The sequence below is a fragment of the Aurantibacter sp. UH7 genome (assembly GCF_056839165.1).
Window position 1 is genome coordinate 3,228,095 of sequence record NZ_CM166388.1, and the last position, 18,738, is coordinate 3,246,832.

An 18,738-nucleotide genomic window follows, 5' to 3' on the forward strand; every position below is an offset into this window, starting at 1 on the left:
GTGCACTAAACAAGCTATAAATATTGATTGTATGAAAAAGTTGACCGTAGTAGTTGCATTCCTTTTTAGTGCTTCTCTTTTTTCGCAGGGCGCATGGACGAAACCTAAAAACGAAGTTTATACCCAGTTGTCTTATTATAGTATAAGTGGTTATTCTGGTATTTATGGTGACCCAGGGTATCAGTCGGAACGTAAGTTAACCGATAATACAATTCAATTATATTCAGAGTATGGCGCAAGTGATAAAACAACCTTTGTTTTAAGTCTACCCATACGAATGATTAAAGCTGAAGGATTAGTTGATACGAATAGTACACCGCTTACCACAGAAGGTTCAGAAACAGCTTTAGGGAATATTACATTGGGTGTGAAGCAACAACTTCATAAAGGTACATGGGCGATTGCAGCACAAGTAAACCTTGGTTTAAATACAGGAAAATTCTTTGAAGATTCAGGTTTACGTACTGGGTATGACACCTATACAGTATCGCCGAAAATTAATGTAGGCAGAAGTTTTGGTCCGTTTTATGCGCAGGGATCTACAGGTGTAGATATCCGTTTTAACGATTATAGTTCTAGCTTTGTTTTTGATGCGGAATTAGGTGCACAACCATTAAAAGGATTGTGGACTATCGGATTTTTAAATGCATCTTCTTCTTTTAATAATGGCGAGGTAAGTTTACCAGCTTCTAATTTGGTTACTGGTTTTTACGTGAATGACCAGGAATATGTAGCCTATGGACTAAAGTTGATTTTCGAAGCAACGGATAGCTTTGGTATTCTCGCGAATTACACCGGTGCCTTATCTGGTAATAATGTACCTCGGAGAGCTGTTCTAGGTGCGGGAATTTATGGTAAGTTTTAGTCTACTTTATATCAAGAAGTAAACTATTATTGGTTTAACCGGTAGCATATATCAGCGTTTAGTTTCAGTTTTTATAAAAAAAATGCACCTAAAAATAGCTTGTGGGTTGTTATAAAGGTTATGGTATTTAAGCCATACAGCTTTAAGCTAAAATGATTGATAATCAATACCTTATTAGTTTTCTGACTTTTCTTGTAGGGTAACAACTGATGATATGATAAATATGACACCTTTAAAATATCGATTTAACATTTTTAATCGGTAAATATTACCGTTTGACGAAAACAATGTGCATTTCAACGAGTATTTAAATTTCAAATGTTAAAATAATTCTAGTTTAGTGATTCAATTTAGTGCATTAATAATTTCCTCGTAATGCAATTTCCTGAAATGAATTTCACATTTCACTCCCCCGACATTTTTTGTAGTAATTAATTTTCTTTGATACCCCACATATCTTAAGAATGAAGCTTTCGTATGCCTTGGTTTAAACAACATTTAGCTATTTGTTAGATGCTGTATATCAATTAATTAGAATAATGTAAACAATTAATTTATAACCTTTAAACCATTAGTATTATGAACAAAAAAATGATTTTAGGCGCGCTTGCGCTTACAATGGGTGTCTACGTACAAGCTCAAAATTCGAATACCATTAGCCAAAATGGCAACAACAATGACGGTGACGTTGAACAAACAGAAGATAACAACCGCTCAGTGATAAGAGTATGGGGTGATAATAATGAAACTAAGGTTAGACAAAAAGATGCTAATCAAAATACTGTAATTGAAATTGCTGGAGCAGGAGGGTCAGATGATAATAAAGTGCTAATCCGACAAAAATCTGCAAGCGATAATAATAATGCTACAGTACGTATCGGTGGAGACGACAATAAAGCTAAAATAGAGCAAAGAGGAACCAATAATAACAATTTACATCCAAATGCTGAGTATTTTGCTACGCCTCGCGGTATTGATATTTATGGCGATAATAATGAAACTTGGGTAGAACAAAATGGAAACGATAACCAAGGTTTTATTAAAATTGGTGATAGAGGTAGTAATGCCGAAGCGGATGGAAACTATGCCGAAATAAGACAACATACACCTGGTGGCAATGGCAATTATGCGACTATAGAGGTAAGTGGTGATGATAACTGGGCAAAAGTAGACCAAGATGGTGATAACGACGATACTAGAATTACACAGTCAGGAGATAACAATGATGCAGAAGCAGAACAATGGAATAGTAATGTTACTGGAGAAATTATCATTGACCAAAGTGGTGATAATAACGATGCAAAGGTTTTTCAAGATGGCAGTAGTTCGTATAGTATTATCAACCAAAGTGGTGATGGCAACTTTGCAGATGTAAATCAAGCGGGTACTAATGCAGATAGTAATATTAACCAAATTGGTGATGATAATGATGCAACAGTAGATCAATCTGGTAACCGAGCGGATAGTGATATTGATCAGACAGGAGTGTCAGGAACAGCAAAGGTAATGCAAGCAGGTAATCGTGCTTATAGCGATATCGACCAAGGAGGTGATACAAATACAGCTAATGTAGATCAAGCCGGTAATAGAAACTATAGTGATATTGATCAAATTGGTATTGAAAATACTGCCTCAGTAACACAAACAGCGGGTGATTCTGATAGAAGTTATATAAATCAAACTGGTAATAAAAACACAGCTACTGTAACACAAGATGGAACCGCTAGTGGACCTTTCTTTGTTGCTAAAGGTAATCTAAGTGAAATTACGCAATCTGGTAGTGCGAATACTGCAATTGTTACACAAGTAGAACGTAATGATGATGGTATTTTAAATTTAGATAGAGGTAGTTTTATTATTCAAACTGGTGATGATAATGACGCAAATGTAGACCAGACAGGATCTAATAAAAGTGATATTTTACAGTCAGGTCACGATAATACTGCAATGGTTACTCAAAATGGAGGTAACGGAAGTGATATTTTACAATCAGGTAATGGTAATGGGGCTACGGTAGACCAAACAGGTTTATTAAACTTAAGTAATATTGATCAATTGGGTAATGATAATACTGCATCGGTCACCCAAGCTATTCAAGGTATCAGTGATATATACCAAATTGGTAGCGGAAACACTGCAACAGTTAACCAAGATGGCGGCTTAAATACAAGTACTATATTACAATTAGCTAATAATGGTGAAGCTACGGTAGATCAATTAGGGGTTGGTAATGTGAGTAATTTAGTGCAAGTGAATGGTACTGGAAATATTGCCGAGGTTTCTCAAGATGGACTGGGTAACAGTAGTGTGTTAACGCAAAATGGCAGCAATAATACATCTGGTATAATGCAAACTGGGGATTTTCACGTGAGTACATTTTCGCAAAATGGTAACGGTAATAACTTTACTTTAATGCAAACAGGAAATGGTCATACATCTGATCTTATGCAGAACGGTAATAGTAATTCAATGAATGTCAGCCAGAGTAACTAATTATTAAAGATTAATAGATTTCCCCCTAAACTTTGAAGTTTTAATGGGATGGCGATAAAATCGCCATCCCATTTATTAGATTATCACTTTAACTCAGCGGTTAAAGTGTTGACAAATAGCAAGTAAGCGATTAACTGGCACGTTGAACCATTATTTTTTAAAAAGGTCAGATTGTTTACGAAATTTAATCACATCAAACGAACCAAAATTATGCGTGTTCATCAAATCAAAATAAAAATTATTCTTGTGGCCCTGCTTTTTGTGGGCTTTAATACGCTATATGCACAAATAGAAGTTGCAGAAGATACTGGGGCTACATTAGTCAGTGATGTAGGACTTGAAAATTTGCAATCGGTTTCACAAATACAGTCAAATATACCACAAGCGACTTCAAATGCGGTTTATATTCAGCAAATAGGGTCGAATAATAATTCAGCAGTTCAAACACAAACAGATTATAGCACCATTAGTTTAGTGCAAAATGGCAATGCGAATACTACAGATATTAATGTAAATGCAAAAACATTCAGCACTAATGTATTGCAAAATGGAAACAATAATTTCTTATTAGAATATGGAAAATCCCCTAGTTTAAATCTGGAGCGAAACATTATTCAAAATGGAAATGAACAAAATGTAGTGATTTTCGGTAGTAACTCATTGACAGAAAAAATACAATTGAACCTTCAAGGAAACGCGAAATCAATAACCATTCGCAATTTCAATTGATTAAAAAAAATATAAAATGAAATTCTCTTTTATAGTTTTTATTTGCCTTTTATGCCGACCAATGGTGTCGTATTCGCAAATCTATAATACAGAGGTTTCAGCGGCTATAAATCTTGAAATTCAAGATAATAGCATTTTAAATATTACAGGATCGGCTCATAACAAAACAGAAATAAATAAAAGTTTACGCTATGTTCTGTCAGTTATAAAAACAGGTAATAATAGCAATACAAATAAGCAAGAGGGTCGCTTTGTTCTGGAACCTGGAGTTAAAAAAAACCTTTCGAATTCGAGTATTAATGTAAATGAGAATGATCGGACTATTATTCTTTTACTCGTCTACGAAAATGATAATGTTGTTGGTAAAGATCGTAAAGTGCTCAACGGAATTGAAGGAGAAGAAGATGCAGTGAAAAATTTTGGAAGATCAGAAGAAAATATTGATGTAAAAGCTTCTAAAGAAGACGGTTTTGTTTTAAGAGGTGTGGTAATTGAAGATACCAAAACAAAGGCCGGAAATGATTTTTACGACATGTTCTATTCACTGTATTTAAGTAACAATATTAACGCAAATAAGATTGTAAAAATTGAGGAACGTTTGGCAATTGGTAGTAATACACAGATACTTGTGTTGGTTGAAGATAAGGTAGTCGTGCAGTTTTTTGTCAATCCGAGAACGCAGTATTTAAAGGCAATGGCAGATAATTCTATTTATCGCGTGAACGCCTATTTTCAGAGATTAAAAGCAAATAAAGAACAGATTACACGATATTAAATATAGAGCTATGAAACAATTTTTCTTTGTGTTAGCAATACTTACTAGCGGTTATAGTTTTGGACAACAGATGGTTTATACACCAGTGAATCCAGCATTTGGTGGTAATACCTTTAATTATCAATGGTTGCTAAGTTCTGCGGAGTCGCAAAATTCTTTTACGGATCCTGCTAACGCTAATGAGGAACAAACAGAATTAGAACGTTTTCAAGAAAATTTAAATAGTCAGTTATTAAGTAGTCTTTCGCGCAATGTATTTAGTTCGCAACTTGGAGAAGAACTTGAAGAAGGTTCTTTTAATGTAGGTGATTTAGCCTTAGAAATTTTTGAATCGGGCGAGGGTCTCGTTATAAATATTCTAGATACAATCACTGGAGAACAGACTCAAATAATCGTCCCAAACTAATTTAAATCCGCCCCATGTTTCGAAGAATTTCAAGTATTTTAATACCTTTTCTTGCGCTGTTTTTAACAGGGTGTGGTGCTTATTTTAATCAGCCATACACACCTCAAGATGCTAGAATAGGGGAGTTGACCTCTAAGACACAGGTCTTAAGAGATTTGCCAGAACCATATCAAGAGCTTGTTGTTGGTGTTTATAATTTTAAAGATCAAACGGGTCAATATAAAGCACAAGAAGGAGGAAGTACATTTAGTACAGCTGTTTCGCAAGGTGCTACAACAATGTTGATTCAGGCCTTAGAAGATTCTAAATGGTTTACGCCAATAGAGCGTGAAAATCTTGGAAATTTATTAAACGAACGAAACATTATTCGCTCCACAAGAGAAGAGTTTGGTCGCAGTACCAATTCGCCTCAACCTAATTTACCACCATTATTATATGCTGGTATTCTTTTAGAAGGCGGCATCGTTTCGTACGACACCAATATTATAACTGGTGGAGCAGGTGCACGTTATTTTGGAGCAGGTGCCTCTACAAAATATCGTCAAGATAGAATTTCAATTTACTTACGAGCAGTGTCCACCAGTAATGGGAAAATTTTAAAAACGGTATATGTGTCTAAAACTATTTTATCACAATCTGTAGATGCGAGTTTGTTTCGGTATGTAAGTTTCCAAAGGCTGTTAGAAGCAGAAACAGGTTTTACCAAAAATGAGCCTGTACAATTGGCAATGAAAGATGCCATTGAAAAAGCATTAGAAGCATTAATTGTTGAGGGGATAGAAGCTGGTCTTTGGACATCAAAAGATGGAGGCTTGACCAATAAAAGATTGATGGATGCTTATTATGCTCAAAAAGAGTTTGAAGAATCTCAATTGTTATATGATCGGGTACAGGAAACTGAAGAATCGAAAAATGCGATTACTGTTAATGGTACTGCATCTGTATTAAATGGAGATTTAGGAAATAAAACATTTGCGGCAGGCTATAATTTTGGATATCTGAGAACATTAAGTCCGAAATTTGGTCTCGCCCTAAATGTAGATTATTTAAACTTTAAAGGGGGCAGTTCTTTTGAAAGAGAGCATATGGCTGCTCAATTAAATCTTGAATTGAATGTATTGCCTTATGATAATTTGTCGCCCTATATATATGGTGGTGGGGGAGTAATCTTTGATATTAGGCATATTGATGAAACCAAACCAACACAAATTACAGCGCCCAAAGTGCAGGCAGGTGCAGGGTTAAATTATAAAGCATCAAAACATATAGATATTCGTGTTTTTGCGGAGAGTAATTTCACCTTCTCAGATGAATTAGATGGTGTTATTAGTGGTAAACGCGATGACTATTATTACAATTTTGGCTTAGGACTTAAATATAAAATTGGCGGCAAAAAAAAGCTAAAGAAAGAAGAAGTGGAAGAAATTGAAAATATTGACAATCGAGCACCTTCAGAATTTATGATACCAAACAAACGTTAATTCATCGCTAAAAAATTAAAAATGAAAAATTATATTCTAAACTGTTTTTTGGCTATAAGCATGGTGTTCGTAATAACATCTTGTTCCGAAGAGCCTATAGACGAAAACGTATTTGGCACCTTAACGGGTAAGGTAGTTACCAATGGCGAAAATATGCCATTGACAAATGTGAAGATTTCTTCATCACCTGTTTCTACAACGGTATTTACAGATGAGCAAGGAAATTTTATAATAGAAAATATTCAAATAGGAGAATACTCTTTTCAAGCAGAATTAACTGAATATCAAACTGGATTTGAGGCAGTGAGTATTTTGGAAGGCAAGACAACAAATGTTGTTTTTGAGCTCAACACCGATGATGCAAATAATATAGCGCCATTAGTTTCTACTTTAAAGTTTCCGGAAGATGGGGCTGAGGATATTAGTACACAAGTACAATTTACTTGGTCATCTTCTAAAAACGATGATGATGAAATTAATTATACCTTAGAATTAAGAAATGGGTCTACCAGTGAAGTGACCACATATAATGAAATTAAGGATACCACCTTTCTAGTAGAGAATTTGGCTGTTGGTAATAATTATATTTGGCAAATTTCAGCTAACGATGGTGTTAATGAGGCTGTAAAAAGTGATTTAGGCGGTTTTGTTACCTCAGGTTTAGATGCAAATCGTTTTTTATATGTGAGAGAAATAGATGGTAATAATGTTATATTTTCAGGAACGAACCCAATAGGTGAAACTGATGCCGAGCTAAATCAAAATGAAGTACAATTAACAAGTTCTAGTTTAAACAGCTATCGACCAATAAAAAACACTACAGTAAATAAAATTGCCTTTTTAAGAACAGTTGGGGCCGAGACCCACTTATTCACTATGAATATAAACGGAACCGATTTAAAACAAGTTACAAGTACCGTGCCTGTAGCAGGATTTAGACAAGATGAGCTAGAATTTACTTGGTACAATAATGGGGCAAAATTATATTACACAAATTTTAATAAATTATATTCTATCAATCTAGATGGTTCTGGTATCGAAGAAGTATATCACGCCGGTAGTGTCTTTATATCTGAGGTTGCGGTGAATCCAACAAACGAATTGGTAGTGATCAAAACAAACAATATTGACGGATACAATGCAAAAATTGCGGTTGTAAATGTAACGACAGATACCGAAGTTGAGGTGGTCATCTCTGGGGAGTCAGGAGCTTTAGGAGGATTAGATTTCTCTGCGGATGGCAACAAAGTGCTTTATACCAGGGATATGTCAGCAGCAGAAAATACCGCATATCGACAATTAGATTCGAGAATTTTTGAATATAATCTTACGAGTAATACAGCTACAGAAATTGAAACGGATAAAGCTTCTGGCACGAATGATTTAGATGCGAAATATTCACCAGATGATGGATCAATTATTTTTGTGAATACCTCTAACGATGGTATTTCTGAAAGAAAAATTTATAAAACTGAAGAAGATAATGGGGTGGATAAAAAGAAACCGTTATTTACTGCAGCCATTATGCCTAATTGGGAATAATATTATCAACCAACCTTGATGATGAGTCACCGCTTTCTTAAGAAAGTAGGTGGCTCTATTTTTTTATATTGAGTTGGACTATTAATTGATAACAACTTTTTAAATTATTCGCTTTTTAACGAATCTATTATTTATAGGTTTCCACTATTTTTGCCTCAAATACGAATAAATGAGTTCTTCAACTAGCGAAAGGTATAATCAAAGAGGGGTTTCTGCCTCCAAAGAAGATGTGCATAATGCCATTAAGAATATTGACAAAGGGTTATTTCCTAAAGCTTTCTGTAAAATTGTACCCGATTATTTAACGAATGATGAAGACTATTGTTTGGTAATGCACGCAGATGGTGCAGGTACTAAATCTTCTCTTGCATATATGTATTGGAAAGAAACAGGTGATGTTTCTGTGTGGAAGGGTATAGCGCAAGACGCATTAATAATGAATATTGATGATTTAATTTGTGTTGGTGCAGTTGATAATATTATGCTTTCATCTACCATAGGGAGAAATAAAAATAAAATACCAGGTGAGGTGCTATCAGCTATAATTAATGGTACCGAAGAATTGATTGCTGATCTTGCTGAGCATGGCATGACCATACATTCTACAGGCGGCGAAACTGCTGATGTGGGAGATTTGGTACGTACAATAATTGTGGATTCTACGGTTACTGCTCGTCTAAAACGTAAAGATGTAATTAATAACGCAAATATAAAAGCGGGTGATGTAATTGTTGGCTTAGCTTCTTTTGGTCAAGCCAAATATGAAAAAGAATACAATGGAGGTATGGGTAGTAACGGCCTTACTTCTGCTCGCCACGATGTTTTTTCAAAATATTTAGCCGAGAAGTATCCCGAAAGTTTTGATGCTTCGGTTCCGGAAGATTTAGTGTATTCGGGAGGTGTGAAACTGACAGATGCAGTGCAAAATTCGCCGATAGACGCTGGTAAGTTAGTACTCTCACCAACTAGAACGTATGCGCCCATAATTAAAAATATCCTCGAGAAGTATTCGTCCAAAGAAATTCATGGAATGGTACATTGCAGTGGAGGTGCACAAACAAAAATTTTACATTTTGTAGATAACCTTCATATCATTAAGGATAATCTATTTCCGGTTCCTCCTTTATTTAAGCTGATACAAGAACAATCGAATACCGATTGGAAAGAAATGTATCAAGTATTTAATTGTGGACATCGTATGGAGTTATATGTAAGTCCGGATGCAGCTGAAGACTTAATTCAAATATCTAAAAGTTTTGGCGTAGATGCCCAAATTATTGGCAAGGTCGCAGCATCTGCGACGAAAAAACTCACTATCACTAGTGAATACGGTACGTTTACGTATTAAAGCATACGATTACGGTGTTTCGAACGTTTTCTTAGTATATACCCCATAGCTATGAAAAGAAAAGAATTTTTAAGAAGTATTGGCGCTGGTGCGGCTTTTGCACTTACTTTTCCTTGTGTTCAAGGATGCTCTAAAAGCGATGATCCTGTTTCAGGAGAAATTAAAGAAGTTCCGAACAATGTTGATTTTACGGTAGATTTAGATGCATCTGAGGCTGCAAGTTTAGGTAGCAATGGCGGCTATATTTTAAAAAATGATGTGGTAATAGCAAAAAATCTAGAAGGCAATTATGTTGCTGCAAGTCAAATATGTAGCCACCAAGGATACGATCAAGTGCGTTTTCAAAATGTTGATGGCGGTATTTTTTATTGTGATGTTCACGGTTCTAAATTTGAACAAGACGGTACACCGCTAAACAAAGTAGATGGTAATGCAGCTAAAGCATTAAAAGTATATATGGTTGAAGAATCCGATGGTATACTTCGAATTTTTGAGTAAGTCCATGTTGACTATAGAGACAAACACTTTATGAAAACTAAATATCTAGCAATTTTTGCTTTTGTCCTGTTTACTGTAAACAGCTTTTCACAAGAATGGAAAAATAATTATGCCGCTGCAGTTACTTGTGCTAAGGATGAAAATAAACCAATTATTCTGGTTTTTTCAGGTTCAGATTGGTGTGCGCCTTGTATTAAATTAGATAGAGAAATATGGCAATCGAAAGAATTCGATAGTTATGCTTCCGAGAATTATGTATTATATCGCGCAGATTTTCCTAGAAAAAAAAGTAATAAACTTCCAAAAGATTTAGAAGCACAGAATAAAAAATTGGCCGACTCATTTAACCCTAACGGACATTTTCCTTTAGTTGTAGTACTAAATAAAGAAGAAACAGTTCTAGGAAAAACAGGATATAAAAAGAGTACCCCAACTGAATATATCTCACATTTAAATACTTTTCTAAAGTGAGATATTTAGCAACAATCATGCTTTGTTTTTTTTGTTTAGGTGCGCAGAGCCAACAAAAATATGTTTCTTCTCATAAGACGCTAAAATTAATGGGTAGCCGATTTGAGATTACTGTTGTATCTACCAATGAGGAGTTGGGTCATATTAATATTGAAGAGGCTGTAGCTGAAATAACACGTATTGAAAAACTAATATCTGCTTGGAATCCTGATTCTGAAACATCACTTATTAATAAGAACGCTGGAATAAAGCCAGTAAAAGTAAGTTCGGAACTTTTCAATTTAATAGAACGTGCCAAGCAAGTTTCTAACCTTACCGATGGGGCTTTTGATATTTCGTATTCATCGTTAGATGAGGTATGGAAGTTTGATGGGAGTATGCAAGAAATACCTTCTCCAGAAGAAATTAAAAAGTCGATATCAAAAATAGGCTATGACAAAATCATTTTAGATAATGAGGCGCAAACTGTTTTCTTACAATTGAAGGGAATGAAAATTTCATTTGGCGCTATGGGTAAAGGCTATGCGGCAGATAAGGCCAAAAGTCTGTTAATGTCTAAACAAGTAATTGCTGGATTGATAAATGCAGGTGGGGATTTAACTACTTGGGGAACTAAAGCTAGTGGAGATAAATGGTTAATAGGAATTGCAAATCCATTAAGTAAAAATCGCATATTTTCTTGGTTGCCAGTTGTAGAATCTTCTGTAGCTACTTCGGGAAACTATGAGCGATATGTGACATTTAAAGGGAAACGCTATTCTCATATAATAGATCCAAGAACGGGTTATCCGACCAGCGGAATTAATAGTGTTTCTATTTTTGCAAAAGAGGCAGAACTTTGCGATGCGCTAGCAACCGCAGTTTATATAATGGGTGTGGAAACAGGTCTCGCCTTAATCAATCAACTTGCTGAAACGGAAGTTATTATTGTTGACGACAAAAATAAAATGTTTAAAAGTGATGGTATTTTGTTTGAAAATGCCAGAGACTAAAGTTTTTATATTCTAAATTTCGATAACATTAATGTTTTAGAAAGTAGACCGTTAGCAATTAATGACTTTTATAAAATCTTGTGCTCAGCACTCTTATTGTTAGTATAACTGCAACTTTTATTGTAGATTAAATATTCTAAATTACGTGCCCTAGAAATACTTCTAAAAATCGTAAATTCGCAATCCAACAGTTCACCCTAGATGATAGATAAATTAAATGTAGTAAAACAGCGTTTTGATGAGGTTTCTGATCTTATCATTCAACCCGATGTAATATCGGATCAAAAACGCTATGTGCAATTAACAAAAGAGTACAAAGATCTTAAAGATCTTATGGACAAGCGAGAGGTATACATTGAACTGACAAATAATATTGCCGAGGCAGAAGAAATTATTTCAGATGGCAGTGATGCCGAAATGGTAGAAATGGCCAAGATGCAATTAGAAGAAGCAAAGGCTAGTATTCCGAATCTCGAAGAGGAAATCAAATTGATGTTGATTCCCAAAGACCCTGAAGATGCTAAAGATGTGGTCGTTGAAATTAGAGCCGGAACGGGTGGTGATGAAGCTAGTATTTTTGCTGGTGATTTATTTAGAATGTATACAAAGTACTGTGAATCAAAAGGTTGGAAAACAAACGTTATTGATTTAAGTGAAGGTACAAGTGGCGGTTTTAAAGAAATTCAATTTGAAGTTTCAGGAACAGATGTGTACGGTACTTTAAAATTTGAGGCTGGAGTACACCGCGTACAACGTGTGCCACAAACCGAAACACAAGGTAGAGTTCACACAAGTGCAGCAACGGTAATGGTGTTGCCAGAAGCCGAAGATTTTGATGTGCAGATAGATCCAAAAGATGTTAGAATAGACTTTTTCTGTTCTTCAGGTCCTGGTGGGCAATCGGTAAACACTACATATTCAGCAGTACGCTTAACGCACATTCCTACGGGATTAGTAGCACAGTGTCAAGATCAAAAATCACAGCATAAAAATAAGGACAAAGCATTTCGTGTTTTGCGCTCTAGATTGTACGATTTAGAATTAGCAAAAAAGCAAGAAGAAGATGCAGCGAAAAGAAATTCACAGGTAAGTAGTGGTGACCGTTCTGCTAAAATTAGAACATATAATTATCCACAAGGTAGAGTTACTGATCATAGAATTGGCTTAACACTATATGATTTGCAGAATATTATAGATGGTGATGTTCAAAAGATTATAGATGAACTTAGTCTTGTTGAAAATACAGAGAAATTAAAAGAGGCTTCAGAGATTTTCTAAGAATTAGTAATTAAATAAGTCTATTCCATACAATAGTAGGTTAATGACAACCAAGCAATTAGTACAGCAAATACACGCTAAGAAATCTTTTCTATGTATCGGTCTCGATACTGACTTAGAAAAGATTCCAGAACATTTACTTCAAGATGAAGATCCGATTTTTGCTTTCAATAAAGCTATTATCGATGCTACGCATCACCTTAGTGTGGCTTATAAACCTAATATTGCATTTTATGAGGCGTATGGCCTAAAGGGTTGGGTAGCTTTGCAGAAAACCATTGAATATTTAAATGACAAGCATCCCGAAATATTCACTATTGCAGATGCAAAAAGAGGGGATATTGGTAATACATCAACAAGATACGCTAAAGCATTTTTCGAGGAATTGGGATTCGATTCGTTAACAATAGCGCCATATATGGGCAGAGATTCTGTGGAGCCTTTTTTAGCTTTTAAGGATAAACATACGATATTATTGGCACTTACATCTAATGATGGTGCTTTTGATTTCCAGACCAAAATTGTTAATGGAACCGAGTTGTACAAGAATGTTTTAGAAGTCTCTAGAACATATCAAAATTGTGAAAACTTGATGTATGTGGTGGGAGCGACCAAAGCAAGTTATCTTGCCGACATACGAAAAATTATTCCTGACAGTTTTTTATTAGTTCCTGGTGTGGGAGCTCAGGGCGGGAATCTCTTTGAAGTTTGTCGTTATGGTATGAATAAAGACGTAGGTCTACTGGTAAATTCCTCAAGGGGAATTATTTACGCATCTAAAGGCCTTGATTTTGCTGAAGCAGCAGCCAGAAATGCTGAAAAATTACAGCTAGAAATGGCAACAGAATTACAGAGTCTTACCAAATAGGTTAAACCAATTTTTCTAGAACTTTTTGAATCTTAACGGCCTTTTGCTCAAAGTAATCGCTAAGGTTTGTATTAGACGAAGCTCTTTCTTTAAAAGATTGATATTGATACTCTAATAATGCGATTGCTTGTTCTCCAGTCGTCATTGGGGTGATTGTTCCTACTTTACAATACTGCTTTTCCATAGTCGTGATATTATACTTTGTAAATATACGGGCGAAACAAGATTTTGGATGTATTTAATCGATATATAGGCGCTAAAACTAGCTCATTTGACATTTTTTTAACCTTTACTTAATGGTATATGCAATAACCACAAGTATTGTTGATTAAAAATAATGCATTTCGTCGATGATGTTAAAAGATTTAATACATTGCAAAGCTATCATTTTGATTCATAGACTAGAACACTATGCTTAATTATACAACATATAGACATAAAACTGCCGATACTTGGGTGACATTTGTTCATGGAGCTGGTGGCAGTTCTTCAGTTTGGTTCAAACAATTACGAGCTTTTAAAGAGCACTTTAACGTGTTGCTTTTGGATTTGCGTGGTCATGGAGAATCAAAACCAGATTTTGATGATACTATAATTGACGCATATACTTTTGATTCATTAACCAATGATATTATTGAGGTAATCGATTATGAGAAAATTGAAAAATCTCATTTTATTGGAATTTCATTGGGTACTATTTTGATTCGTAATATAGCCGAACAATTTCCTAATCGTGTTCAAAGTATGGTTTTAGGGGGCGCAGTTATGAATCTTAATTTCCGTTGGAAAATTTTGATGGGCGTTGGTAAAACTTTTAAGTCGATTGTGCCGCATTTATGGTTATATAGAATGTTCTTTTTTGCCATTATGCCCTATAGTAATCATAAAGAGTCTAGATCTTTATTACTTAAGGAAGCACGAAAATTATATCAGAATGAATTTTTGCGTTGGTTTAAACTATCCTCAGAAGTGAATCCATTGTTGTCTTTTTTTAGAAACAAAGAGGTTAAGATACCCACGCTTTATGTGATGGGGGGTGAGGATTATCTTTTTTTGCCAGCTGTTAAAAAACTAGTTCAAAAGTCGGCTTCTGCTAGCTTACTACTTATAGAACATTGCGGACATGTGGTAAATGTAGAAGAATCTCAGATTTTTAATAATTTGGTAATTGGTTATGTTTCGGATTCGCAATAAACATTCCAGATAAAGAATTGGTTTTTTAACTCGGAGTACTCAAATACTCTAAAATAAAAAAAAACCGGTGCTCCCACCGGTTTTAACTAACTAACTCAAAAAATACTAACTCAAATAATTTTTTAGTAGGCCAACTTGGCCAATGTTCTTAAATAAATAACGGACGAACTACTTAATTATTGCAGTTTTAGTTAATTCTTATACGAATTAATCCCGTTAGCATTTTTATATTATAATTCTATTTGTCTTGCAGGGCGAAAACCTTCTGAAGTAAGGCTGTAGTTCTTGAAGATGCCTTTGTTCTAATTTCCTTTTCCTCTACAGCAATCATTTTGTAAACCCCGTTTAGAGCCTCTTGTGTTACATAATCTGTAAGATTTGGATTTACCTTTTTTACTAAGGGAATGCTATTGTATTTTGTTATCAGGTTTGCCCAAATATCATCTGCACCAACCTTATCAAAAGAAGATTTAATAACAGGATTGAACTTATTATAAAGATCGGTTTGTGTAGCGTTTGTTAGATATTGCGTTGCGGCGCCATCTCCACCCAGTAGAATGTTCTTTGCGTCATTAAAGTTTATGCCTTTTACTGCGCTAACAAAAATTGGTGTTGCTTCACCGACTGCATCCTCTGCAGCACGATTTAATACTTTTAAGCCTTCATCTGCTAAGTTGCTCAACCCAATATCTCGAAGAGTTTTATCAACTTTTTGCAATTCATCAGGTAACATTATTTTTACAAGTTCATTTTTAAAAAAACCATCTGTTTTGGTTAGTTTACTAACTTGTTTGTCGATTCCAAAATCTAGAGCTTGTTTTAATCCACTAGCAATTTCTGTATTGCCTAAGCCTTCTTGTGGTAATTGATTAATTACTTGTTGTAATTCTCCACATGAGACCAACTGAAATGATATAACAAATAATACTATAATTCTCTTCATAACAACCTAAATTATATGGGGGTTTGTATTTAGGTTACGCAAAAATTACAGTTTTATTGTTGTAAACCATTGTCTTTCTCTTTAAATGTAATTTAATTGCCCTAGATAGCACAATTTTCTCCAAATCTCGTCCTTTAGCAATAAAATCTTGGATACTATGAGTGTGAGATACTGTAGTAACATCTTGTTCTATAATTGGGCCTGCATCCAAATCTTCGGTAACATAATGACTTGTAGCTCCAATAATTTTAACACCTCTGTCAAAAGCTGCATGATACGGTTTAGCTCCTGCGAATGCTGGTAAAAATGAGTGGTGAATGTTTATTATTTTGTTGGGATATTCATCAATTAGCGTTTTTGTTACTATTTGCATGTAACGTGCAAGTACCACAAAGTCCACATTATTTTCTTTTAGAAGTCTTAATTGTTCTTGTTCGGCGTTAGCTTTTGTTTTAGCAGTAACTGGTATGTGATGAAAATCAATTCCAAATTGTGCAGCGATATCATCTAATTCAGTATGGTTGCTTATAATAAATGGAATCTCAACATTGAGCTCTCCAGATTTATACCTACTGAGTAAATCGTAAAGGCAGTGATTGTATTTTGAAACAAAAATTGCCATTTTGGGTTTGACATCATCGGAATAAAGATTCCATTCCATTGCGTAGGTTTTCGCCAAACCTTGATTGAATGCCTTTTCAAAGTCGGTTAAAGAAGTCGAGTCTGAAAAATCACTTTCTAAGCGCATAAAAAATACATTAGATTTCTTGTCTACATGTTGGTCTAAATAAATAATGTTTCCACCATGAGCATGTATAAAACCTGTAACAGCGCAAATTATTCCAGATTGATCCGGACAATTAATAAGAATAGTTGTTTTCATTAAGATATCAATTACTTGTCAAAATTAGGACATAATTAATAGCTAACGAAGAAATTGTACTTATATGATAAATGAAGATATTATTGTGAAGTCAGAGTTTAATGCCGGTCATCACTTAATAAGGACTTGCGCCACTTTTTAAATGACCTACGAAAGGTAGCAACTTCACCGCGAAGTAAGTTAAGATATTCCTTTTCTTTTACGCCATCATGTTCCAAACCGTTGCAGTACGAATTGATATTGCGCAACATAATGCTAATGTAGCTAGCAGTTCTCATGCGCTCGGTACGACAATTTGTATTTTCTGCGATTTCAATTTTTTGAGGAATTAAAATAGCATCGGTTAAGATAGCATCAGCGATGATATCTCTTAAATTATTGGACTTGTACAGCTTCAATAAATCTTTATTGAGTGAAACATATGATGCAATCTCTCTGCTAATTTCGCATAGAGCTAGAGATTTCCTATAAACCGGTACGGTTCTAAGATTTTGTGAGGACATAGTGAATAGCAATTTCAACTATAAAGTTACGGCCAAAAACAATATGTTATGTTTAGATTAAAAGGCAATTGCTTAATTTAGCTTTTGATTATTAATTATTTAACAACTATAGCTTTGAATAATAAGATAGATGATTTGAATTGGAAAATCTTAGATTGCCTTCAAAAAAATGCAAGAGAATCTTTTGCCAATATTGGCCGAAAAATTGGTTTAACACCGCCAGCAGTTGCTGAAAGAGTGAAGAAATTGGAAGATCTTGAAATAATAACGGGTTACCACGCAACGGTATCTCATTCTAAAACTGGTCATGCCTTAAGAGCGATAATAACGGTTCGCGCATTTATGGGAAAATTAAAACCATTTTTAGCCATGGTAGATTCTTTAAAAGAAGTAATTAATTGCTACCGAATAACGGGGAATGAGAATATTATAATGGAAGTTGTTTTTGTAGATCAGTTTCACCTTGAAAAATTTATCGATAAGCTTATTCAATATGGTGAAACTCGTACTCATATTGTATTGTCGGATGTTGTTTCAAGGGCTCCAATTCAAAAGGGGTAATCTGTTGCAGTTTAGAAAAAATAACTGATTATTTGTAATAGCGCTATATTATCATTTAATTTAAAGTATGGATTGGTTAGAAAAGGCAAACGAATATTTACAAATTGGAATAGAAAAAGCAATTTTTTATTTACCAAGAATAATCATTGCGGGTTTAATTTTATGGATTGGATTTAGGATTGTAAAAAAGTTAGTTCAAATGCTTGGTACTGCACTTGAGCGCACTGGATTTTCTGAAACTTTACGTCCATTTTTATCTTCTACTGTTGGAATTATACTAAAAGGTGCGGTGCTTTTTGCGATTGCAACCGTATTAGGAGCAGACCTTACTGGTCTGGTTGCAATTTTAGCAGCAGCTGGTTTTGCTGTAGGTATGGCGCTACAGGGTAGTCTAGGTAATTTTGCATCAGGTATTTTAATTCTAACATTAAAACCATACAAGGTTGGTGATTGGATTGAAGTAGAAGACAAATTCGGAAGAGTAGAGGAGATAGGTATATTTAGTACAGATGTATTAACCCCAGGAAATAAGATACTTATTATTCCTAATTCTAAAATTACCGATTCTGTGGTAACTAATTTTTCGGAAAAAGGAATGATTCGACTAGAGCTAGAAGTAACCATGCCGTATGAAGAAAGTTTTCCACGGGTGCAGCAAATTATCCAGGAATCATTGGTTGATGTTCCGAATATTTTAAAAGAACCAAAACCAGAAATTGGAATTAAAAATTTCGATTCTCATAACATACAGCTTACAGTACGACCGTATGCATTACCTGATAATTTCTGGGATGTTACTTTTGCGAGTAATAGAGCAATAAAAAAGGCATTTAATAAAAATGATGTAAAAGTAGCTTATTCTGAAGGTGTAGAAATAGGTAAAATAGGAATGTAGTATTGGATAGAAT

General features: G+C 34.6%; 20 protein-coding genes. 16 read left to right on the forward strand and 4 right to left on the reverse strand.

Annotated elements, in window-relative coordinates; translation table 11 throughout:
- The first annotated feature begins 31 nt into the window (after positions 1 to 31).
- The 13 genes from UH7x_RS13620 (at position 32) to pyrF (ending at position 13,746) form a co-directional block, all read left to right on the forward strand.
- Entirely contained in the window at positions 32 to 865 is an 834-nt protein-coding gene (locus tag UH7x_RS13620; RefSeq protein ID WP_482360474.1) for a transporter, read from the forward strand.
- A 579-nt stretch (positions 866 to 1,444) separates the two neighbouring features.
- Complete coding sequence (locus tag UH7x_RS13625) at positions 1,445 to 3,358, forward strand: hypothetical protein (RefSeq protein WP_482360475.1); 1,914 nt, start codon at positions 1,445 to 1,447, stop codon at positions 3,356 to 3,358.
- Positions 3,359 to 3,568: 210 nt separating this feature from the next.
- Positions 3,569 to 4,087 (forward strand): hypothetical protein, encoded by a 519-nt coding sequence (locus UH7x_RS13630; protein ID WP_482360476.1) that lies wholly within the window; start codon positions 3,569 to 3,571, stop codon positions 4,085 to 4,087.
- Between the two features lie 16 nt (positions 4,088 to 4,103).
- Complete coding sequence (locus UH7x_RS13635; RefSeq protein WP_482360477.1) at positions 4,104 to 4,862, forward strand: CsgE family curli-type amyloid fiber assembly protein; 759 nt, start codon at positions 4,104 to 4,106, stop codon at positions 4,860 to 4,862.
- 10 nt (positions 4,863 to 4,872) lie between these two features.
- A complete protein-coding gene (locus UH7x_RS13640; RefSeq protein WP_482360478.1) occupies positions 4,873 to 5,268 on the forward strand; it encodes a curli assembly protein CsgF in 396 nt (131 codons plus the stop codon).
- Between the two features lie 14 nt (positions 5,269 to 5,282).
- Positions 5,283 to 6,749 carry a CsgG/HfaB family protein gene (locus UH7x_RS13645; RefSeq protein WP_482360479.1) on the forward strand — a complete coding sequence of 489 codons (1,467 nt, stop codon included), beginning with the start codon at positions 5,283 to 5,285 and terminating at the stop codon, positions 6,747 to 6,749.
- Between the two features lie 21 nt (positions 6,750 to 6,770).
- Positions 6,771 to 8,291: a carboxypeptidase-like regulatory domain-containing protein gene (locus UH7x_RS13650; RefSeq protein ID WP_482360480.1), complete on the forward strand. Its 1,521-nt coding sequence runs from the start codon at positions 6,771 to 6,773 to the stop codon at positions 8,289 to 8,291.
- 169 nt (positions 8,292 to 8,460) lie between these two features.
- A complete protein-coding gene (locus UH7x_RS13655) occupies positions 8,461 to 9,639 on the forward strand; it encodes an AIR synthase related protein (RefSeq protein ID WP_482360481.1) in 1,179 nt (392 codons plus the stop codon).
- Positions 9,640 to 9,690: 51 nt separating this feature from the next.
- Entirely contained in the window at positions 9,691 to 10,137 is a 447-nt protein-coding gene (locus UH7x_RS13660) for a QcrA and Rieske domain-containing protein (protein WP_482360482.1), read from the forward strand.
- Positions 10,138 to 10,167: 30 nt separating this feature from the next.
- Entirely contained in the window at positions 10,168 to 10,608 is a 441-nt protein-coding gene (locus tag UH7x_RS13665) for a thioredoxin family protein (protein WP_482360483.1), read from the forward strand.
- Positions 10,609 to 10,625: 17 nt separating this feature from the next.
- Entirely contained in the window at positions 10,626 to 11,600 is a 975-nt protein-coding gene (locus tag UH7x_RS13670; RefSeq protein WP_482363607.1) for an FAD:protein FMN transferase, read from the forward strand.
- Positions 11,601 to 11,801: 201 nt separating this feature from the next.
- Entirely contained in the window at positions 11,802 to 12,878 is a 1,077-nt protein-coding gene (prfA, locus tag UH7x_RS13675) for a peptide chain release factor 1 (protein ID WP_482360484.1), read from the forward strand.
- Positions 12,879 to 12,921: 43 nt separating this feature from the next.
- The gene (pyrF, locus tag UH7x_RS13680; RefSeq protein ID WP_482360485.1) at positions 12,922 to 13,746 is read left to right on the forward strand and encodes an orotidine-5'-phosphate decarboxylase; all 825 of its coding nucleotides are present in this window, start codon (positions 12,922 to 12,924) and stop codon (positions 13,744 to 13,746) included.
- A gap of 1 nt (position 13,747) precedes the next feature.
- Here the strand turns inward: pyrF and UH7x_RS13685 are convergent, their stop codons facing one another.
- Positions 13,748 to 13,984 (reverse strand): group II intron reverse transcriptase/maturase, encoded by a 237-nt coding sequence (locus UH7x_RS13685; RefSeq protein WP_482363608.1) that lies wholly within the window; start codon positions 13,982 to 13,984, stop codon positions 13,748 to 13,750.
- A 173-nt stretch (positions 13,985 to 14,157) separates the two neighbouring features.
- Between UH7x_RS13685 and UH7x_RS13690 the strand changes: the two genes are divergently transcribed.
- The gene (locus tag UH7x_RS13690) at positions 14,158 to 14,940 is read left to right on the forward strand and encodes an alpha/beta fold hydrolase (protein ID WP_482360486.1); all 783 of its coding nucleotides are present in this window, start codon (positions 14,158 to 14,160) and stop codon (positions 14,938 to 14,940) included.
- Positions 14,941 to 15,178: 238 nt separating this feature from the next.
- Here the strand turns inward: UH7x_RS13690 and UH7x_RS13695 are convergent, their stop codons facing one another.
- From UH7x_RS13695 to UH7x_RS13705, 3 genes are all read right to left on the reverse strand, one after another.
- Positions 15,179 to 15,883: a DUF4197 domain-containing protein gene (locus UH7x_RS13695; RefSeq protein WP_482360487.1), complete on the reverse strand. Its 705-nt coding sequence runs from the start codon at positions 15,881 to 15,883 to the stop codon at positions 15,179 to 15,181.
- A 34-nt stretch (positions 15,884 to 15,917) separates the two neighbouring features.
- Entirely contained in the window at positions 15,918 to 16,766 is an 849-nt protein-coding gene (gene purU, locus UH7x_RS13700; RefSeq protein WP_482360488.1) for a formyltetrahydrofolate deformylase, read from the reverse strand.
- Between the two features lie 98 nt (positions 16,767 to 16,864).
- Entirely contained in the window at positions 16,865 to 17,164 is a 300-nt protein-coding gene (locus tag UH7x_RS13705; protein ID WP_482360489.1) for a hypothetical protein, read from the reverse strand.
- Positions 17,165 to 17,383: 219 nt separating this feature from the next.
- Here UH7x_RS13705 and UH7x_RS13710 point away from each other — a divergent pair, with 219 nt between their 5' ends.
- Together UH7x_RS13710 and UH7x_RS13715 are read left to right on the forward strand one after the other, a co-directional pair.
- Positions 17,384 to 17,830 carry an Lrp/AsnC family transcriptional regulator gene (locus UH7x_RS13710; protein ID WP_482360490.1) on the forward strand — a complete coding sequence of 149 codons (447 nt, stop codon included), beginning with the start codon at positions 17,384 to 17,386 and terminating at the stop codon, positions 17,828 to 17,830.
- A gap of 67 nt (positions 17,831 to 17,897) precedes the next feature.
- Positions 17,898 to 18,725 carry a mechanosensitive ion channel family protein gene (locus UH7x_RS13715; protein ID WP_482360491.1) on the forward strand — a complete coding sequence of 276 codons (828 nt, stop codon included), beginning with the start codon at positions 17,898 to 17,900 and terminating at the stop codon, positions 18,723 to 18,725.
- Positions 18,726 to 18,738 lie beyond the last annotated feature (13 nt).

What these genes read in the sequence shown, in the direction of transcription:
- UH7x_RS13645 (WP_482360479.1), top strand. Translation starts at nt 5,283, where the DNA reads ATGTTTCGAAGAATTTCAAGTATTTTAATACCTTTTCTTGCGCTGTTT.
- UH7x_RS13625 (WP_482360475.1), top strand. Translation starts at nt 1,445, where the DNA reads ATGAACAAAAAAATGATTTTAGGCGCGCTTGCGCTTACAATGGGTGTC.
- UH7x_RS13650 (WP_482360480.1), top strand. Translation starts at nt 6,771, where the DNA reads ATGAAAAATTATATTCTAAACTGTTTTTTGGCTATAAGCATGGTGTTC.
- UH7x_RS13660 (WP_482360482.1), top strand. Translation starts at nt 9,691, where the DNA reads ATGAAAAGAAAAGAATTTTTAAGAAGTATTGGCGCTGGTGCGGCTTTT.
- UH7x_RS13630 (WP_482360476.1), top strand. Translation starts at nt 3,569, where the DNA reads ATGCGTGTTCATCAAATCAAAATAAAAATTATTCTTGTGGCCCTGCTT.
- prfA (WP_482360484.1), top strand. Translation starts at nt 11,802, where the DNA reads ATGATAGATAAATTAAATGTAGTAAAACAGCGTTTTGATGAGGTTTCT.
- UH7x_RS13655 (WP_482360481.1), top strand. Translation starts at nt 8,461, where the DNA reads ATGAGTTCTTCAACTAGCGAAAGGTATAATCAAAGAGGGGTTTCTGCC.
- purU (WP_482360488.1), bottom strand. Translation starts at nt 16,766, where the DNA reads ATGAAAACAACTATTCTTATTAATTGTCCGGATCAATCTGGAATAATT.
- pyrF (WP_482360485.1), top strand. Translation starts at nt 12,922, where the DNA reads ATGACAACCAAGCAATTAGTACAGCAAATACACGCTAAGAAATCTTTT.
- UH7x_RS13670 (WP_482363607.1), top strand. Translation starts at nt 10,626, where the DNA reads ATGCTTTGTTTTTTTTGTTTAGGTGCGCAGAGCCAACAAAAATATGTT.
- UH7x_RS13690 (WP_482360486.1), top strand. Translation starts at nt 14,158, where the DNA reads ATGCTTAATTATACAACATATAGACATAAAACTGCCGATACTTGGGTG.
- UH7x_RS13695 (WP_482360487.1), bottom strand. Translation starts at nt 15,883, where the DNA reads ATGAAGAGAATTATAGTATTATTTGTTATATCATTTCAGTTGGTCTCA.
- UH7x_RS13715 (WP_482360491.1), top strand. Translation starts at nt 17,898, where the DNA reads ATGGATTGGTTAGAAAAGGCAAACGAATATTTACAAATTGGAATAGAA.
- UH7x_RS13635 (WP_482360477.1), top strand. Translation starts at nt 4,104, where the DNA reads ATGAAATTCTCTTTTATAGTTTTTATTTGCCTTTTATGCCGACCAATG.
- UH7x_RS13665 (WP_482360483.1), top strand. Translation starts at nt 10,168, where the DNA reads ATGAAAACTAAATATCTAGCAATTTTTGCTTTTGTCCTGTTTACTGTA.
- UH7x_RS13620 (WP_482360474.1), top strand. Translation starts at nt 32, where the DNA reads ATGAAAAAGTTGACCGTAGTAGTTGCATTCCTTTTTAGTGCTTCTCTT.
- UH7x_RS13640 (WP_482360478.1), top strand. Translation starts at nt 4,873, where the DNA reads ATGAAACAATTTTTCTTTGTGTTAGCAATACTTACTAGCGGTTATAGT.